A 17,138-nucleotide genomic window follows, 5' to 3' on the forward strand; every position below is an offset into this window, starting at 1 on the left:
ATTCCGGAGTCCGCTCCGCAGCTCCGGAATGACGAGAGAGGGCGGCAAGCTCCCGTTCAGCCCGAGCTTCATCCCGAACGCCTCTCCCCCCTTGACCCCGCGTCACCGTTGCCAACCCCCCGCCCGAGTCGTATCTCCTCCCCGACAAGGGAGAGACGCGATGACCGACGCTTCCACCGAATCCCTCGCCCTGGCCGCCGAGTTCCCGGCGGCCGACCGCGACCAGTGGCGGGTGCTGGTCGAGAAGGCGCTGAAGGGCGTGCCCTACGAGAAGGCGCTCGTCACCGAGCTGGCCGAGGGCATCCGCACCGAGCCGATCTACACCCGCGACGACGCCCTGCCGCCCCCCGCCGCCGCCCGCCAGGCCGGGCGCGCCGCTGCCGCCGCCGAGCGCGTGGCGCTGGGCTGGGACGTCCGCACCCTGCACACCCACCCGGACCCGGAAGCCGCCAACGCCGCGATCCTGGCCGACCTGGCCGCCGGCGCCACCTCGGTCAGCCTGCGCTTCGACGCCGCCGGAAGGCTCGGCCACACCGCCCGGACCGACGCGGCGCAAGCCGGCGCGGGCGGTGTCATGATCGACGGGATCGACGCGCTCGACCGGGCGCTCGCGGGCGTCTACCTGGACGCCGCCACCGTGGCGCTGGAGCCGGGTGCGGCCTTCCTGCCGGCCGCCGCCATGATGACCGGGCTGTGGGAGCGCCGCGGGATTTCCGGCGATGCGGCGCGCGGCCATCTCGGCGCCGACCCGCTGGGAGCGCTCGCCGCCCTCGGCACGGCCGGCGAGCCGGTCGACGCCGCCCTCGCGCGCATGGCCGGCATCGCCGCCAGCCTGCACGACCGGTTCCCGAACGCCACCGCCGTGTCGGTCGACACCGCCGCCTACCACGCCGCCGGCGCCGACGAGGCGCTCGACCTCGGCTATGCGCTCGCCACCGGCGTCGCCTACCTGCGCGCCATGGAGGCGGCCGGCCTGGCGCCCGAGGATGCCGCAAGGCAGATCGTCATGGCCCTGCCGGTCGGGGTCGACGTGTTCCTCGGCATCGCCAAGCTGCGCGCCGCCCGCGCGCTGTGGGCGCGCGTCTTGGAGGCGTGCGGCGTCGAGGCGGACAAGCGCGGCCTGACCCTGCACGTCACGACGGCCGAGCGCGCCTGGGCCGGGCGCGACGCCTGGGTCAACATGCTGCGGGCCACGGTCGCCACCTTCGCCGCCGCGGTCGGCGGCGCCGACAGCCTGACCGTGCTGCCCTACACCCACGCGCTCGGCCTGCCCGACGGCTTCGCCCGGCGCATCGCCCGCAACACCCAGCTGGTGCTGAAGGAGGAGTCGCACCTGGCCCGGGTCGTCGATCCGGCGGGGGGGAGCTGGTACGTCGAGATGCTGACCGACCGGCTCGCCGAGCGGGCCTGGGGCCACTTCCAGGCGGTCGAGGCCGAGGGCGGCATGGCGGCGGCGCTGCAGGGCGGCTCGGTCGCCAGGGCCTGCGCCGAGGCCTGGAGCGCGCGCGAGCGCAGGATCGCCCGGCGCCGCGAGGAGCTGACCGGCGTCAACGCCTTCCCGAAGGTCGACGAGGCGCCGGTGGACGTGGTCGCGGTCGACCTGCGCGCCCTGGTCGACGCGGCGCGCGAGCGGCTGGGCGACGGCGCCGAGCCGTTGCCGGAAGCCGCCAGCGTCGAGGACCGGGCGCGCGCCGCGGAAGCCGGCGTCGACCTGACCGCGCTGATGCCGGCCGGGCCGGCGGTGCCGGAGGCCGCGCCGCTGCCGTCGCACCGGCTCGGCGAGGCGTTCGAGGAACTGCGCGACGCCTGCGACGGCGCGAAGAAGCGGCCGCGGGCGCTGCTGATCGGCATCGGCGGGGCGGCCGCCTACACGGTGCGCGCCACCTTCGCCCGCAACCATCTGGGGGCCGGCGGGATCGAGGCTGTGGATGCCGAGCTGGACGATCCGGCGGGCGCCGCCGAAGCCCTCAAGGACACCGGTGCCGATTTGGTGGTGCTGTGCTCCAGTGATAGCATCTACGCCGACAAGGCCGCCGTTCTGGCGACCGCGCTGAAGGCCGCCGGGGCGCCGCGCGTGTGGCTCGCCGGAAGGCCGGGCGAGCGCGAGGCGGAATGGAAGGCGGCCGGCATCGACGGCTACGTGTTCGCCGGGGACGACACGCTGGCGACCCTGCGCGGGCTGCTGTCGGACCTGGGTGTGTGGTCCCCGTCTGGTAGTCCCATTGTGGGAGGTGCGTGATGAGCCGGATCCCGAATTTCGCGAGCGTCGCGCGCGCGGGCACGTCGTCGGCCGAAGCCTCCGTCGACGTGCCGGTGTGGACGACGCCCGAGGGCATCGACGTCAAGGCGCTGTACACGCAAGCCGACCTGGAAGGCCTCGACCATCTCGGCACCTGGCCGGGCCTGCCGCCGTTCCTGCGCGGCCCGTACCCGACCATGTACGTCAACCAGCCCTGGACGATCCGGCAGTACGCCGGGTTCTCGACCGCCGAGGACAGCAACGCGTTCTACCGCCGCAACTTGGCGGCCGGGCAGAAGGGCCTGTCGGTGGCGTTCGACCTCGCCACCCACCGCGGCTACGACAGCGACCACCCGCGGGTGGCCGGCGACGTCGGCATGGCCGGGGTGGCGATCGACTCGATCTACGACATGCGCACCCTGTTCTCGGGCATCCCGCTCGACAGGATGAGCGTGTCGATGACCATGAACGGCGCCGTGCTGCCGGTGATGGCGCTCTACATCCTCGCCGCCGAGGAGCAGGGCACCGCACCGGAGCTGCTGAGCGGGACCATCCAGAACGACATCCTCAAGGAGTTCATGGTCCGCAACACTTACATCTACCCGCCGACGCCCTCGATGCGGATCATCTCCGACATCTTCGGGTTCACGTCGGAGAAGATGCCGAAGTTCAACTCGATCTCGATCTCCGGCTATCACATGCAGGAGGCCGGGGCGACCGCCGACCTGGAGCTGGCCTATACGCTCGCCGACGGCGTGCAGTACATCCGCGCCGGCATGGATGCCGGGCTCGGCGTCGACAGGTTCGCGCCGCGGCTGTCGTTCTTCTGGGCGATCGGCATGAACTTCTTCATGGAGGTCGCCAAGATGCGGGCCGCGCGCCTGCTCTGGGCGAAGCTGGTCAAGGGCTTCGGCGCCGAGAACCCGAAGTCGCTCAGCTTGCGCACCCACTGCCAGACCTCGGGCTGGTCGCTGACCGCGCAGGACGTCTTCAACAACGCCACCCGGACCTGCGTCGAGGCGCTCGCCGCCACCCACGGCCACACCCAGTCGCTGCACACCAACGCGCTGGACGAGGCGCTGGCGCTGCCGACCGACTTCTCGGCCAGGATCGCCCGCAACACCCAGCTGCTGATCCAGCAGGAGACCGGCACCTGCCGGGTGATCGACCCGTGGGGCGGCAGCTACTACGTCGAGCGGCTGACCCGCGACCTCGCCGAGAAGGCCTGGGCGCACATCCAGGAGGTCGAGAGCTACGGCGGCATGGCTAAGGCGATCGAGGCCGGCATCCCGAAGATGCGCATCGAGGAGGCGGCGGCCCGCACCCAGGCGCGCATCGACGCCGGCCGCCAGACCATCGTCGGCGTCAACAAATACCGGATCGACGAGCCCGACAACATCGAGATCCTGAAGGTCGACAACGCCCGGGTCCGCAAGGGCCAGATCGAGAAGCTGGAGCGGCTGCGGGCCGAGCGCGATCCCAAGGCCGTCGAGGCGAAGCTGGCGGCGCTGACCCGCTCGGCCGAGACCGGCGAGGGCAACCTGCTGGCGCTGGCGGTCGACGCGGCCCGCGCCAAGGCGACGGTCGGCGAGATCTCCTTGGCACTCGAGAAGGTCTGGGGCCGCCACGTCGCCGAGGTGAAGGCGATCTCCGGCGTGTATTCCAGCGAAGTGGGAGCCAGCAAAGTGGTCGACACCGTCCAGAAGCTGGTCCGAGAGTTCGAGGAGCTCGAAGGCCGGCGCCCGCGCATCCTGATCGCCAAGATGGGCCAGGACGGCCACGACCGCGGCCAGAAGGTGATCGCCACGGCGTTCGCCGACCTCGGCTTCGACGTCGACATCGGCCCGCTGTTCCAGACCCCCGAGGAGGCGGCACGGCAGGCGGTCGAGAACGACGTGCACATCGTCGGCGCCTCGTCGCTGGCGGCCGGCCACCTGACCCTGGTGCCGGAGCTGCGCGACGCCCTCAAGGCGCTCGGCCGCGACGACATCATGATCGTCGCCGGCGGCGTGATCCCGCCGCAGGACTACGAGGCGGTGAAGGCCGCCGGGGCCGCCGCGATCTTCCCACCGGGCACGGTGATCGCCGAGGCGGCATCCGACCTGCTGCGCCGCCTGATCAAGGCGCTCGGCCACGAGAGCGAGGCGGCGTGAGGTTCGGCCTGGGTCCCGGCTCTCCGCGGCTGCGCCGCTGCGGCCGGGATGAGGGTCTTTAGTTGTTTGTCCCCACGCCTCATCCCGGACGGCCGCCAGGCCGATCCGGGACCTACCTGCTGACGAGTTGACCTTGAACATGTCTTCCCCCGCCCGCCGGCAGCTTTCGGTCGACGACTACGTCTCCGGCGTGCGGGCCGGCGACCGCGCCACGGTGGCGCGCGCCATCACGCTGGTCGAGAGCCGCAAGGCCGAGCACCGGGCGCTCGCCCAGGACATGCTGGTGCGGCTGCTCCCGTTCGCCGGGGCCGCCCACCGGGTCGGCATCACCGGGGTGCCGGGGGTCGGGAAGTCGACCTTCATCGAGGCGCTCGGCACCCATCTGACGGCCAAGGGCCACAAGGTGGCGGTGCTGGCGGTCGACCCGACCTCGGGGCGCACCGGCGGCTCGATCCTCGGCGACAAGACCCGGATGACCGCGCTCGGCCAGGACAGCCACGCCTTCATCCGCCCGTCGCCCTCGGCCGGCACCCTCGGCGGGGTGGCGCGCGCGACCCGCGAGAGCATGGTGGTGGTCGAGGCCGCCGGCTACGACGTGGTGCTGGTCGAGACCGTCGGCGTCGGCCAGTCCGAGGTGACCGTGGCCGAGATGGTCGACCTGTTCCTGGTGCTGATGCTGCCGGGCGCCGGCGACGAGCTGCAGGGCATCAAGAAGGGCATTCTCGAAATCGCCGACCTGCTGGTGGTCAACAAGGCCGACGGCGACAACCGCGACCGCGCCATGAAGGCCATGCGCGAATACAAGGCCGCCCTGCACATCATGCAGCCGGCCGACCCGCACTGGAACGCCCGGGTGCTGGCCTGCTCGGCGCTGGTGAAGTCCGGCATCGACGAGGTCTGGGGCGCGGTCGAGGAGCACCGCCGAACCCTGGAGGCGGCACCCGTCGACGGCTCCAACGCGTTCGAGGCCAAGCGCGCCGGCCAGCAGGTCCGCTGGATGTGGGCAATGGTCCGTGACCGGCTGATGGCCGCGCTGGAATCGTCGCCGGCGGTGAAGGCCGAGGCCGGCGCGTTGGAGGCGGCCGTGGCGGCCGGCGAGACAACGCCGGCCCTGGCCGCCGAGCGGCTGTTGCGAGCGTTCGGGATCGGCGGATAAGGGCGCCCGTCGCCCCGTGGGTCCCGGAGCCGGCCGCGGGCGCGGCCCCTCCGGGATGACGAGGGTGAGGAGGAGGACCGTCCATCATTCCAATCCGATCAGCGTCGGGTAGAGGTCCTGCCAATCCGGGTTGGCCTCCTCGATCAAGCTGAGCTTGTAGGAGCGGGGCCAGTCCTTCAGCCGTTTCTCGCGTCGTATCGCCGTGGGCATGTCGGGCAGCGGCTGATACCAGACCAGGCGGTCGACTCGGTAGCGGGCGCAGAAACCCGACGGGTGCTCCCGGTGCTGCCAGACTCGCCGGATCAAGTCGGCCGTGACTCCTACGTAAAGTGTGCCGCGGCGTTTCGACGCCAGGATGTAGACGCATGGGCGAAGGTCTCGGGTCATGCGGTCGCTATGGGTTAGCGAGGCAGCCTTTTTCCCTCTCGTCATCCCGGAGGGGCCGAGCCCGCGGCCGGCTCCGGGACCCACGGAGCGAAGGGCGCCCGAACCCCCTGTGAACCGGGCGGCGTCGGGCGTTATCATTCGCGAAACGCCCTCTCCCGCCCCCAGGAGCCCCGCCATGTCCGTTCCGCCTCCCGCCCGCGTCGGCGATTCCGTCGCCGAGATCGACACGCCGGCCCTGGTGATCGACCTCGACGCGTTCGAGCGCAACCTCGACCGGATGGCCCGGTTCGCCCACGACACCGGCATCCGGGTCAGGCCGCACGCCAAGACCCACAAGTCGCCTTCCGTCGCCCATGCCCAGATCGCGCGCGGCGCGGTCGGGCAGTGCTGCCAGAAGGTCGCCGAGGCCGAGGTGCTGGTGCATGCCGGCATCCACAACGTGCTGGTCTCGAACCAGGTGGTCGGCGCCGCCAAGGTGGCTCGGCTGGCCGCCCTCGCCCGGCACGCCTGGATCGGGGTGTGCGCCGACGACCCGGCGCAGGTGCGGGCCTATGGCGAGGCCGCCCGGCGGGCCCAGGTCGACCTGCACGTGCTGGTCGAGATCGACGTCGGGGCGGCGCGCTGCGGCGTGGCGCCGGGCGACGCCGCGGTCGAGCTGGCCAAGCTGATCGCCGACACACCGGGCCTGTCGTTCGAGGGGCTGCAGGCCTATCACGGCTCGGCCCAGCACATCCGCGGCCACCGCGAGCGCCGCGCCGCGATCCTGACGGCCGCCCAGGCGGTGCAGCTGACCGGCGAGAAGATGGGAGCGGCCGGGCTGGACTGCCGGACCATCGGCGGGGCCGGCACCGGCAGCTTCCGGTTCGAGACCGAGACCGGCCTGTGGAACGAGCTGCAGCCCGGCTCGTACTGCTTCATGGACGCCGACTACGGCCGCAACCTCGACGAGGAGGGCAAGGAGAAGGGCGAGTTCGAGAACGCCCTGTTCGTCGCCTCGACGGTGATGAGCGCGGTGGCGCCGGGCCGCGCGGTGGTCGACGCCGGCCACAAGGCCTCGGCGATCGATTCCGGCCTGCCCACGGTCTGGAGGCGGCCCGACGTCGAATATGCCGGCGCCGCCGACGAGCACGGCAAGCTGTCGCTCGGCGCCAAGGCTGCGAAGCCGGCGCTCGGCGACCGGGTCTGGCTGGTGCCGGGCCATGTCGACCCGACGGTCAACCTGCACGACTGGTATGTCGGGGTGCGCGGCGGGCTGGAGGACGGCGTGGTCGAGTGCCTGTGGCCGGTGGCGGCCCGCGGCGCCATGACCTGAGCCATGACGTGAGATGGCAGCGGTCCCCCTGACGGTCGCCGCGGTCGAGGCGCGGGTCTTCCGCTACCCGCTCGACACCGTCGTGCAGACCTCGTTCGGCACCATGGCCGACCGGCCGATGCTGCTGGTCGGGGTGACCGAGGCCGGTGGTGCCACCGGCTGGGGCGAGGTGTGGTGCAACTTCCCCGGCGTCGGCGCCGAGCACCGGGCCCGCCTGATCGACAGCGTGCTGGCCCCTCTGCTGGTGGGAAAGACGTTCGAGGGCGCCGACGCGGCGTTCCGGCACCTGACCGCGGCGACCGAGGTGCTGGCGATCCAGTGCGCCGAGCCGGGGCCGTTCGCGCAGGCGATCGCCGGGCTCGACACCGCACTGTGGGACCTGTCCGGCAAGCTGGTCGGCGAGCCGTTGTGGCGGCTGCTGGGCGGCACGTCGGCGTCGTTCGGGGTCTATGCCAGCGGCCTGAACCCGCAGTCGCCGGAGGTGCTGGCGGCCCGCCGGCAGGCCGAGGGCTACCGGGCGTTCAAGCTGAAGGTCGGGTTCGGCGCCGAGCGCGACCTCGGTAACCTCACCGCGCTGCGCGAGACCCTGGGCCCCGACGTCCGGCTGATGGTCGACGCCAACCAGGGCTGGACGCCGGACCAGGCCCTGGAGATGGCGCCGAAGCTGGAGCCGTTCGACCTGGACTGGCTGGAGGAGCCGCTGCGCGCCGACCGGCCGTGGTCGGAATGGCGGGCGCTGGCGGCCCGGACCGCGATCCCGCTGGCGGCCGGCGAGAACCTGATGGGCGACCCGGCATTCGACGCCGCGCTTGCCGTGGGCGTGCTCGGCGTCGTGCAGCCGGACCTCGCGAAATGGGGCGGGATCAGCGCCTGCCTGCCGCTGGCCCGGCGGATCCGGGCGGCCGGCGCGCGCTACTGCCCGCACTATCTCGGCGGCGGCATCGGCCTGCTGGCCTCGGCGCATCTGCTGGCGGCCGCCGGCGGCGACGGCATCCTTGAGATCGACGCCAACCCGAACCCGCTGCGCGAGCTGCTGTGCGGGCCGCTGGCGACGGTGACCGACGGCCGGGCCGCGCTCGGCGAGGCGCCCGGGCTGGGCGCGGAGCCGGATCTGACGGCGCTGGAACGGTTCGCCAGGCCGCACTGACGCGAACGGCGCGTTGACACCCGCGGGATTCCGCGCCACCTGAGGGGCGAGGAGGACCGCCCGCGCATGAATGCCGCTACCGACACCGACCGCCTGTCGATCGCCGAGGAGCAGGAAGAGCTCATCGGCGAGTTCGCGTTCTTCGACGACTGGATGGAGCGCTACCAGTACCTCATCGACCTCGGCCGCAAGCTGCCGCCGTTCCCCGAGGAATACCGGCGCGACGAGTTCAAGCTGAAGGGCTGCCAGTCGCAGGTCTGGCTGGTCGGCGAGAAGCGCGACGGAAGGCTGGTGTTCCACTCGATCAGCGACGCCGCCATCGTGTCCGGCATCATCGCCGTGCTGCTGCGCGTCTATTCCGACAGGACGCCGCAGGAGATCGTGGCGACCGAGCCGGATTTCGTCGCCGCCATCGGTCTCGACCAGCACCTGTCGCCGACCCGCAAGAACGGCCTCGGCGCCATGCTGAAGGCGATCAAGGGGCGGGCCCAGGCCGAGCTCGACGCGGCCGCCTGAGGAGGTGCGACGGCGGTGACCACGCTCGACACCGTCTACCAGGACCGGCTGCTCGACCTCGCCGCCGAGATCGCGCGCGACGGCCATGCGGTGCCGGACCCGACGGCGACCGGCTCGGCCTACAGCCGGGCCTGCGGCTCGCGCATCGAGATCGCGATCGTCCTCGACGGCGACCGCATCGCCGACTACGGCCAGCGGGTCGAAGCCTGCGCACTCGGCAGTGCGGCGGCGTCGGTGGTGGGGGCGGCGATCGTCGGCCGGAGCGTCGCCGAGGTCCGTCAGGCGGCGGCCGAGATGGCGGCGATGCTGACCCGGGACGGGCCGCCGCCGGGCGGCGCCTTCGCCGATCTGGCCGCCCTGGCGCCGGCGCGCGGCTTCACCAACCGGCACGGCTCGATGCAGCTCGCCTTCAAGGCGCTGGAGAAGGCGTTCCGCAGCGCCGGGGTGTAGGCCCCACCCGCGTTAGCGGCCGGTGGGTTCCGGAGCCGGGCGCCAATGCGCCCCCTCCGGAATGACGAACAGAGAGAACGCCCGATCCAATTTTCGTCATTCCGGAGCGGGCCGCCGCAGGCGGAACGCATCAGGAACCCACCGAGGGCCTTCCCGTCAGCCCATCGCCTCCAGCTCGTCGATCAGGGTCTCGACCAGCTGCAGGCCCTTGTCCCAGAACGCCGGGTCGGAGGCGTCCAGCCCGAACGGCGCCAGCAGCTCCTTGTGCCGCTTGGTGCCGCCGGCCGACAGCATCTCCAGGTACTTGTCGGCGAACCCGGCCTCGGCGTCCTGGAACACCGCGTACAGCGAGTTCACCAGGCAATCGCCGAACGCGTAGGCGTAGACGTAGAACGGCGAATGGATGAAGTGCGGAATGTACGACCAGAAGCACTTGTAGCCGTCGTCGAACCGGAACGCCGGGCCGAGGCTCTCGGTCTGCACCTCCATCCAGATCTCGCCGAGCCGATCGGGGGTCAGCTCGCCGGACCGGCGCTCGTCGTGCACCCGGGTCTCGAAGCAGTGGAAGGCGATCTGCCGGACCACCGTGTTCAGCATGTCCTCGACCTTGGAGGCCAGCATGACCCGGCGGCCGACCGGGTCGGAGCGCTTCTTCAGCAGCGCCTGGAAGGTCAGCATCTCGCCGAACACGCTGGCGGTCTCGGCGAGCGTCAGCGGGGTGTCGCACATCAGCTGGCCCTGGCGGCCGGCCAACACCTGGTGGACGCCGTGGCCGAGCTCGTGGGCCAGGGTCATCACGTCGCGGGTCTTGCCCTGGTAGTTCAGCAGCAGGTAGGGGTGCGCGCTCGGCACCGTCGGGTGCGCGAACGCGCCGGACGCCTTGCCCGGCCGGGTCGGCGCGTCGATCCAGGCGTTGTCGAAGAACCGCTTGCCGACCTCGGCCAGCCGCGGCGAGAACCCGGCATAGGCGTGCAGCACGGTGTCGCGCGCCTCGGTCCACGGGATCTGCGCGTCGTCGTCCTCGGGCAGCGGGGCGTTGCGGTCCCAGTAGTCGAGCTTCTCGACCCCGAACCAGCGTGCCTTCAGCATGTAGTAGCGGTGCGACAGCCGGCTGTAGCGCCCGCGCACGGCGGTCACCAGCGCCTCGACCACGTCGTCCTCGACCTGGTTGGCGAGGTTGCGCAGCGAGATCGGCTTCGGATAGCGCCGCCACTTGTCGTCGATCGACTTGTCCTTGGCCAGCGTGTTGGTGATCAGCGCGAATAGCCCGACGTTCTTGCCGAGCACCTCGCCGATCACCTGGGCGGCCTTGCGCCGCACAGCGCCGTCGCGGTTGCTCAGCTTGTCCAGCACCTGGGCGGTCGTCAGTTCCTCGCCGTCGAGCGGGAAGCGCAGCCGGGCCATGGTCTCGTCGAACAGCCGGGTCCAGGCGGCGCGGCCGGCGACGTACTTCTCGTGCAGCAGCTTCTCGAGCTCGTCCGACAGCTGGTGCTCGCGGAACGCCCGGGTGTCGCGCAGCCACGGCCGGTAGTGCGCCAGCTCCGGCGACGCCAGCTTGGCCTCCAGCTCGGCCTCTTCGATGCGGTTGATCTCCAGGGTGAAGAACAGCAGCTCGGTGGAGATCGCGTTCACCCGCTCCTGCATCGACTGGTAGAACCTGCCGACGTTCGGGTCCGACATGTCGCCGGCGTACAGCAGGTGGGCGAACGACATGACCCGGCCGAGGATCTCGTCCATCGCCTCGTAGCCGGCGATCGCCCGGCCGAGGTCGCTGCCGGGGAGACCCGCGACCTTGCCTTCGTAGCGCTCGCGGAACGCCTTGGCGTCGGCCTCGCAGCGGTCCAGGTCGGCCGCCAGCTCGGGCGAGTCGGGGCCGGGGTACAGGTCGGCGAGATCCCAGCGCGGCAGCGTTCCGAGGTCGGCGGCAGTGTCGGCCATGATGGATGTCCAGGTCGGTTGGCGTGGCGATTTCGGCGGGTCGGGCAGCCCGGTTCCGGTGGAAAGCCCACTCTGCCGAGCGATATAAACATGCCCGGCGGGTGCGCCAAGCACCCGGCGTGCGAAAACGGCCGGGCAGCGGCCACCCGGGGGACGGGAAACAGGGAGGTTCCATGGACTACGCGGCGATTCCCAATCTGCCGACCATGTTCTTCGACCAGGCCCGTCGGCACGGCGACCGGCCGTTTCTCTGGGCCAAGCGCGACGGCACCTACGTGCCGCAGTCCTACGCCGCGGTCGCCGAGACGGTCCGGCGGTTGGCCGCGGGGCTGCATCAACTCGGCGTGAAGCCGGGCGACCGGGTGGTGCTGGTCTCGGAGAACCGGCCGGAATGGGCGATCGCCGACCTGGCGATCATGGCTGCCGGGGCGATCACCGTGCCGGCCTATGTCACCAACACCGTCGACGACCACCTGTACATCCTCGACCACGCCGGTGCGGTCGCCGCCATCGTGTCGACCGGTCGGCTGGCCCGGCGGGTGATTCCGGCGGCCCGCAGCGCCGGGGCCTGCAACACCGTCGTCACCATGGAGCCGCCGTCGGACCCGCACGCCTCGGGCATCGACCTGTACGGCTGGGACCAAGTCCTGGCGATGGGCGACGGGGCCGGGCTCGACGTCGAGGCCTCGGCCCGGGCGATCGACCGCGAGGAGACCGCCTGCTTCATCTACACCTCCGGCACCGGCGGCCGGCCGAAGGGGGTGATGCTGACCCACCGGTCGATCCTGGCGAACTGCATGGGCGCCTACTGGCTGCTGCACAGCATCGGCCTCGGCGACGAGGTGTTCCTGTCGCTGCTGCCGCTGTCGCACTCCTACGAGCACACCGCCGGGCTGTTCTTCCCGATCTCGATCGGCGCGCAGATCTACTACGCGGAGGGGCCGGACCAGCTCGCCGCCAACCTGCAGGAGGTGCGGCCCACCATCATGACGGCGGTGCCGCGGCTGTACGAGGTGCTGCACGACCGCATTACCCGCGGCGTCGACCGCAAGGGCGGGCGCAGCGCCAAGCTGTTCCACGACGCGGTGCGGTTGGGCCGCAAGCGCTACGAGGACCCGGCCAGCCTGAGCCTCGGCGAGCGGATCTACGACCGGCTGCTCGGCCTGCTGGTCCGCCGCAAGGTCGGCAAGCGCTTCGGCGGCCGGCTCAAGGCGTTCGTGTCCGGCGGCGCGGCGCTCAACCCCGACATCGGGAAGTTCTTCCTGGCGCTCGACGTCAGCCTGCTGCAGGGCTACGGCCAGACCGAGGCGTCGCCCGTGGTGTCGGCGAACCCGCCGGGCGCCATCAAGATCCACACGGTCGGCCCGCCGCTGCGCGGGGTCGAGGTCAGGATCGCCGAGGACGGCGAGATCCTGGTGCGCGGCGACCTGCTGATGAAGGGCTACTGGCTGGACCCGGAGACCACGGCGCAGACCATCGTCGACGGCTGGCTGCACACCGGCGACGTCGGGACGATCCACCCGGACGGCTACATCGAGATTACCGACCGCAAGAAGGACATCATCGTCAACTCAGGCGGCGACAACATCTCGCCGGCCCGGCTGGAGGGCAAGCTGACCCTGGAGCCGCAGATCGTGCAGGCCATGGTGTACGGCGACAAGCGGCCCTACCTGGTGGCGGTGATCGTGCCCGACCAGGCGTTCGTCGAGGAATGGGCGTCGCAGAACGGCCGGTCGGCGAACCTGGAGGCGCTGTGCGACGACGAGGGGTTCCGCAAGGCGGTCGGCCAGGCGGTCGAGCGGGTCAACGCCGACCTGGCGCAGATCGAGAAGATCCGCCGCTTCGTGGTGGCGCGCGAGCCGTTCACCACCGAGAACGCCATGATGACCCCGACCCTGAAGGTCCGCCGCCACAAGGTGCGCGAGCACTACTGGGAGAAGCTCGACGCGCTGTACGGGCGGGGGTAGGCGGGGAGGCGTTGGCGTTCCGTCGGTTGACGACTATATTGGCGTCATCTGACGGAACGAGGCTGCCATGAGCGCGATCGAGAGCTATGCCGCGCCCGAGCGGTTGCCGACCGGCGAGGCGGCGCGCTTCGCCCGCCTGCTGAACCTGCGTGATGCCGACGGCTTCACGGACCTCAAGCTGGCCCACAGCGTGGCGCGCGGCCTGCCGGCCTCGGCGGTCTCCGCGGTCGCCGACATGCTGGCGGCCTCCGTGGTGGCCCGGCTCGTCCCGGAGGCGACGCTGCGGCGAGCCCGCCAGGCACGGAAGCCGCTGTCGCGCGAGCACAGCGAGCGGCTGTACGACGTGGCCCGGGTGCTCGACGCGGTCGGCCGCGCCTATCACGGCGACAAGGCGCGGGTCGACGGCTTCCTGAACCGCCCGCATCCGCTGCTCGAGGGCGAGACGCCGCTGAATCTCGCGGTGTCGAGCTCGGCCGGGGCCGAGGCCGTGCTCAACCTGATCGAGCGCGCCGACGCCGGCGTCGCGGTTTGAGCGGCGGCGTCCGGTGAGCGATCATCGCCGGCTGACGGCGCCGATGCGGGCTTACCGGATCGGCGATCCGGCCGGCGTGCACTCGGTCTACAGCGTCGAGGGAGCGCGACGGGTGTCGGGCCGCTGGCACGCGCGCGGCGACGCCGTGGTCTACGCCTCCCGCCACTACTCGACGGCGATGCTGGAGAAGCTGGTGCACTGGAGCGGGCAGCTGCCGCCGAACCAGCACTTCGTGGAGATCACGATCCCGGCCGGCGCCAGCTATGAGGTGTTCTCCGCCGACCACCACCCCGACTGGTTCTGCCGCGACGGCGAGGCCGCTCGCGGCTTCGGCCATGCCTGGTACGCCGAGCGCCGCAGCGCCGTGCTGCTGGTGCCGTCGGTGGTGGCGCGCATGGAGGAGAACCTCGTGATCAACCCGGCGCACCCGGACGCCGCCGGCATCGCGGTCGGCCTGGAGCGCCCGGTGTGGTGGGACGAGCGGCTGTTCGCGGGGTGACGCCGCTTGCATCTCGTCGCTGCGGCGGATCGAATGGCGGTCGCAGATATCGAGGAGACCGACCGCATGACCTGGATCCGCACCGTGCCCTATGACGAAGCGACCGGCCGGCTGAAGACGCTGTACGACCGGGTCAAGGGGCCGGGGGACAACGTCGACAACATCATGATGGCGCACTCGCTGCGGCCGCACTCGATGGAGGGCCACATGACCCTCTACAAGTACGTGCTGCACCATTCCGCCAACAAGGTGCCGAAGCACTTCCTGGAGACCCTGGGCGTGCTGGTCAGCCACCTGAACGGCTGCTCGTACTGCGTCGAGCACCACTTCCAGGGGCTGCGGCGGCTGCTGGCCGACGACGACCGGGCCAACGCGATCCGCGCCGCGTTCGAGACCGGCAGTGAGGAACAGGCGTTCGACGCACGTGACCTGGCGGCGGTGCGCTACGCCGAGCGGCTGACCCGCGAGCCCGCCGCCGTGGCGCCGGACGCGGTCGAGGCGATGCGGGCGGCCGGCTGGGACGACGGCGAGATCCTGGAGATCAACCAGGTGGTCGCCTACTTCGCCTACGCCAACCGCACGGTGCTCGGCCTCGGGGTCAACACCGACGGCGACATCCTCGGCCTGTCGCCGGGCGACAGCGACGACCCGGACAACTGGAACCACGGCTGAGCGGGGCGTCCTCCGCCCGTCGCGTCGTGGGTCCCGGATCGGTCCGTCCCGCTGGCGCGGTCCGCTCCGTCCGGGATGACGGCGGGTAAGAGGGGAACGCACTACGTGAGATGAGCGGCGTCCGAGAGATGCCGTCGAGCGCAGATGCGGAGGGCGGGGCGGCCAAACGCCCGATCCGCCCCCCTCATGTCGTCATCCCGGGCAGACGCGCATGAGCGCGGCTGACCCGGGACCCACTCGCCGCTCCTACTTCAGCACCTCTTCGAGCGCCGCCAGCAGGGCGTCGGTGTCGTCGGCGTTGCCGGTGGTGATCCGCACGTAGTCGTCGAACCCCGGGGCGTGCAGGCTCGAGATCATCACGCCGCGGGCCTCCAGCCCGGCACAGACCTCGGCTGGCGGCTTCGGGGTCCTCGCCGAGATGAAGTTGCCGACGCTCGGGAACGGCTCGCAGCCGAGCTTCACGATCCCGGCCATGATCCGCTCGCGCTCGATCCGGGTGCGCTCGAGGATCGAGCGGGTGTGCTCCTGGTCGGCCAGCGCCGCCAGGGCGCCGGCCTGGGCGACCCGGCTGACGTTGAACACGCTGCGGATCTTCTGCAGCGTCTCGGCCATGGCGTCCGAGCCGCACAGCGCGTAGCCGACCCGCAGGCCGGCCAGCCCGTAGGCCTTGGAGAAGGTGCGGAACGACACCCACGGCACCGCCACGTCGGCCGCGCTCAGCGCCGCCAGGTGGTCGCTGCCGCCGGCGTGCCGGCCGTACTCGTAGTAGGCCTCGTCGATCACCAGCACGGTGGTGTTGGGCAGGCCCCGGGCGAACCGCACCACCTCCTCGGTGGTCAGCATGCCGCCGGTCGGGTTGTTCGGGGTGCACAGGAACACCAGCCGGGTGCGGTCGGTGACCGCCTCCAGCATGCCGTCGATGTCGGGCGCGCCGTCCTGGCGGACCTTCACCGCTACCAGCTTGGCGCCGTTGACCGCGGCGCACTTCGAGTAGCCGGGGAACGACGGCGTCGGCACCAGCACCTCGTCGCCCTCGTACAGCGCCAGCCGGCCGATCTGCACGATCAGCTCGTCCGAGCCGTGCGCCATCACGATCCGGCCCTGCGGCACGCCGGTGTGCGCCGACAGCGCCGCCGTCAGGTCGCGCCACTTCGGATCCGGGTAGTAGTTCACCTTGGCCGCCGCCTCCTGCATCGCGGCGATCGCCTTCGGCGACGGCGGGAACGGCGACTCGTTCAGGTTCATCCGGTGGATCTGCGCCGGGTCGATGCCGGAGGTGGAGTCGCGCTGGGTCGGTGGCCAGCCCGGGGCGGGCATCGAGCGGAACGGGCCTTTCGGGAAGGTCGGCGACGGGTTGGCGTCGGCCATGCGCGGGTCTCCTCTGCTACGGGCGGCGCCGAGATTAGTGGGGAACCGGGCGGATGGTAAGAGGCTGGTCGCCAGGGATTTCTTGGAACGGCTTCAAAGGTCGTTAAGGATGTTTTCAAACATTTCTGGCTTCGTTCGATGCAATCGTACTGCTGGGTCGGAGGAACGCCGTGATCTTGCGAAGATTTACGTTTGTTAACCTATTGGTTCTCGTCATCTCGTTACTGGCGGTGGCCGGCGGCGCCAGGGCGGAATCCCCGCCGAAATCGCTAATAGACGACGCGTTTGTTCAATCGATCCGCGAGTGGTCGTCGACGCCGGTGGTCGGTCTCACCCTGGCTGCGCTGAACGCGCGACAGGCCGATCTGGATCAGGCCACCATCGACGACCTGGACAAGCAGTGGCGCGACGAGCGCAAGGCCGACGACCAGCCGCTGATCACCGCGGTGCTGTCGAGCCCGCTTTCCGGCTACCTGCTGCGCATCCAGGCGGGGTCGGCCGGGCTGTTCACCGAGATCTTCGTGATGACGGCGAAGGGCCTGAACGCCGGCCAGAGCAGCATCACCTCGGACTACTGGCAGGCCGACGAGGCCAAGTTCCAGAAGACCTTCGACGTCGGGCCCGACGCCGTGTTCGTCGACGAGCCGGAATACAACGAGGAGACCGCGACCTGGCGGGCCCAGGTCAACCTGACCCTGACGGATGCGTCCGGCGCCAAGATCGGCGCGGTCACCGCCGAAGTGAACCTGACCGAACTGGCGCGACGCGTCGCCGCCCGGAAGACCTCGTAAGGAGGGGCTGA

At 71.2% G+C, this 17,138-nt stretch carries 15 protein-coding genes; 12 read left to right on the plus strand and 3 right to left on the minus strand.

Going from position 1 to position 17,138, the window contains the following annotated elements:
- The first annotated feature begins 160 nt into the window (after positions 1 to 160).
- The 3 genes from IE246_RS25830 to meaB all read left to right on the plus strand — a co-directional run bounded on the left by IE246_RS25830 (position 161) and on the right by meaB (position 5,548).
- Complete coding sequence (locus tag IE246_RS25830) at positions 161 to 2,239, plus strand: methylmalonyl-CoA mutase family protein (RefSeq protein ID WP_189995226.1); 2,079 nt, start codon at positions 161 to 163, stop codon at positions 2,237 to 2,239.
- Positions 2,239 to 4,392, plus strand: coding sequence for a methylmalonyl-CoA mutase (gene scpA, locus IE246_RS25835; protein WP_189995228.1), 2,154 nt, complete (start codon positions 2,239 to 2,241; stop codon positions 4,390 to 4,392). Before IE246_RS25830 ends, scpA begins: the two co-directional genes overlap by 1 nt.
- Positions 4,393 to 4,531: 139 nt before the next feature.
- Positions 4,532 to 5,548, plus strand: a complete 1,017-nt coding sequence (gene meaB / locus IE246_RS25840) for a methylmalonyl Co-A mutase-associated GTPase MeaB (RefSeq protein ID WP_189995384.1) — start codon at positions 4,532 to 4,534, stop codon at positions 5,546 to 5,548.
- Positions 5,549 to 5,632: 84 nt separating this feature from the next.
- Here meaB and IE246_RS28235 read toward each other — a convergent pair whose 3' ends face one another.
- On the minus strand, positions 5,633 to 6,112 hold the full coding sequence (locus IE246_RS28235; protein ID WP_308434501.1) for a GIY-YIG nuclease family protein: 480 nt from the start codon (positions 6,110 to 6,112) through the stop codon (positions 5,633 to 5,635).
- Between IE246_RS28235 and IE246_RS25850 the strand changes: the two genes are divergently transcribed.
- From IE246_RS25850 to IE246_RS25865, 4 genes are all read left to right on the plus strand, one after another.
- Entirely contained in the window at positions 6,111 to 7,247 is a 1,137-nt protein-coding gene (locus IE246_RS25850; protein ID WP_189995232.1) for a DSD1 family PLP-dependent enzyme, read from the plus strand. The genes IE246_RS28235 and IE246_RS25850 overlap by 2 nt on opposite strands.
- A 13-nt stretch (positions 7,248 to 7,260) precedes the next feature.
- Positions 7,261 to 8,394 carry a mandelate racemase/muconate lactonizing enzyme family protein gene (locus tag IE246_RS25855; protein ID WP_189995234.1) on the plus strand — a complete coding sequence of 378 codons (1,134 nt, stop codon included), beginning with the start codon at positions 7,261 to 7,263 and terminating at the stop codon, positions 8,392 to 8,394.
- A 66-nt stretch (positions 8,395 to 8,460) separates the two neighbouring features.
- Positions 8,461 to 8,910, plus strand: coding sequence for a SufE family protein (locus IE246_RS25860; RefSeq protein ID WP_189995237.1), 450 nt, complete (start codon positions 8,461 to 8,463; stop codon positions 8,908 to 8,910).
- A 15-nt stretch (positions 8,911 to 8,925) separates the two neighbouring features.
- Positions 8,926 to 9,360 carry an iron-sulfur cluster assembly scaffold protein gene (locus tag IE246_RS25865; protein ID WP_189995239.1) on the plus strand — a complete coding sequence of 145 codons (435 nt, stop codon included), beginning with the start codon at positions 8,926 to 8,928 and terminating at the stop codon, positions 9,358 to 9,360.
- A 156-nt stretch (positions 9,361 to 9,516) separates the two neighbouring features.
- On the opposite strand, the gene IE246_RS25870 is transcribed toward IE246_RS25865, so the two are convergent.
- Complete coding sequence (locus IE246_RS25870) at positions 9,517 to 11,298, minus strand: M3 family oligoendopeptidase (RefSeq protein ID WP_189995241.1); 1,782 nt, start codon at positions 11,296 to 11,298, stop codon at positions 9,517 to 9,519.
- A gap of 173 nt (positions 11,299 to 11,471) precedes the next feature.
- On the opposite strand from IE246_RS25870, the gene IE246_RS25875 reads away from it, so the two are divergent.
- The 4 genes from IE246_RS25875 (at position 11,472) to IE246_RS25890 (ending at position 14,968) form a co-directional block, all read left to right on the plus strand.
- On the plus strand, positions 11,472 to 13,265 hold the full coding sequence (locus IE246_RS25875) for an AMP-dependent synthetase/ligase (RefSeq protein ID WP_189995243.1): 1,794 nt from the start codon (positions 11,472 to 11,474) through the stop codon (positions 13,263 to 13,265).
- 67 nt (positions 13,266 to 13,332) lie between these two features.
- Positions 13,333 to 13,797: an Xre family toxin-antitoxin system antitoxin gene (locus IE246_RS25880; RefSeq protein WP_189995245.1), complete on the plus strand. Its 465-nt coding sequence runs from the start codon at positions 13,333 to 13,335 to the stop codon at positions 13,795 to 13,797.
- 13 nt (positions 13,798 to 13,810) lie between these two features.
- Positions 13,811 to 14,296 carry an RES family NAD+ phosphorylase gene (locus IE246_RS25885; RefSeq protein WP_229837510.1) on the plus strand — a complete coding sequence of 162 codons (486 nt, stop codon included), beginning with the start codon at positions 13,811 to 13,813 and terminating at the stop codon, positions 14,294 to 14,296.
- Positions 14,297 to 14,329: 33 nt separating this feature from the next.
- Positions 14,330 to 14,968, plus strand: a complete 639-nt coding sequence (locus IE246_RS25890; RefSeq protein ID WP_229837511.1) for a carboxymuconolactone decarboxylase family protein — start codon at positions 14,330 to 14,332, stop codon at positions 14,966 to 14,968.
- Between the two features lie 246 nt (positions 14,969 to 15,214).
- On the opposite strand, the gene hisC is transcribed toward IE246_RS25890, so the two are convergent.
- On the minus strand, positions 15,215 to 16,336 hold the full coding sequence (gene hisC / locus IE246_RS25895) for a histidinol-phosphate transaminase (RefSeq protein WP_189995247.1): 1,122 nt from the start codon (positions 16,334 to 16,336) through the stop codon (positions 15,215 to 15,217).
- A 170-nt stretch (positions 16,337 to 16,506) separates the two neighbouring features.
- Between hisC and IE246_RS25900 the strand changes: the two genes are divergently transcribed.
- The gene (locus IE246_RS25900) at positions 16,507 to 17,127 is read left to right on the plus strand and encodes a hypothetical protein (RefSeq protein ID WP_229837512.1); all 621 of its coding nucleotides are present in this window, start codon (positions 16,507 to 16,509) and stop codon (positions 17,125 to 17,127) included.
- Positions 17,128 to 17,138 lie beyond the last annotated feature (11 nt).

This window comes from Thalassobaculum fulvum (genome assembly GCF_014652915.1).
GTDB lineage: Bacteria > Pseudomonadota > Alphaproteobacteria > Thalassobaculales > Thalassobaculaceae > Thalassobaculum_A > Thalassobaculum_A fulvum.

Coding starts and splice junctions, on each gene's coding strand:
- IE246_RS25850 (WP_189995232.1), top strand. CDS start 6,111: ATGTCCGTTCCGCCTCCCGCCCGCGTCGGCGATTCCGTCGCCGAGATC.
- IE246_RS25860 (WP_189995237.1), top strand. CDS start 8,461: ATGAATGCCGCTACCGACACCGACCGCCTGTCGATCGCCGAGGAGCAG.
- meaB (WP_189995384.1), top strand. CDS start 4,532: ATGTCTTCCCCCGCCCGCCGGCAGCTTTCGGTCGACGACTACGTCTCC.
- IE246_RS25875 (WP_189995243.1), top strand. CDS start 11,472: ATGGACTACGCGGCGATTCCCAATCTGCCGACCATGTTCTTCGACCAG.
- scpA (WP_189995228.1), top strand. CDS start 2,239: ATGAGCCGGATCCCGAATTTCGCGAGCGTCGCGCGCGCGGGCACGTCG.
- hisC (WP_189995247.1), bottom strand. CDS start 16,336: ATGGCCGACGCCAACCCGTCGCCGACCTTCCCGAAAGGCCCGTTCCGC.
- IE246_RS28235 (WP_308434501.1), bottom strand. CDS start 6,112: ATGGCGGGGCTCCTGGGGGCGGGAGAGGGCGTTTCGCGAATGATAACG.
- IE246_RS25880 (WP_189995245.1), top strand. CDS start 13,333: ATGAGCGCGATCGAGAGCTATGCCGCGCCCGAGCGGTTGCCGACCGGC.
- IE246_RS25890 (WP_229837511.1), top strand. CDS start 14,330: ATGGCGGTCGCAGATATCGAGGAGACCGACCGCATGACCTGGATCCGC.
- IE246_RS25830 (WP_189995226.1), top strand. CDS start 161: ATGACCGACGCTTCCACCGAATCCCTCGCCCTGGCCGCCGAGTTCCCG.
- IE246_RS25855 (WP_189995234.1), top strand. CDS start 7,261: ATGGCAGCGGTCCCCCTGACGGTCGCCGCGGTCGAGGCGCGGGTCTTC.
- IE246_RS25870 (WP_189995241.1), bottom strand. CDS start 11,298: ATGGCCGACACTGCCGCCGACCTCGGAACGCTGCCGCGCTGGGATCTC.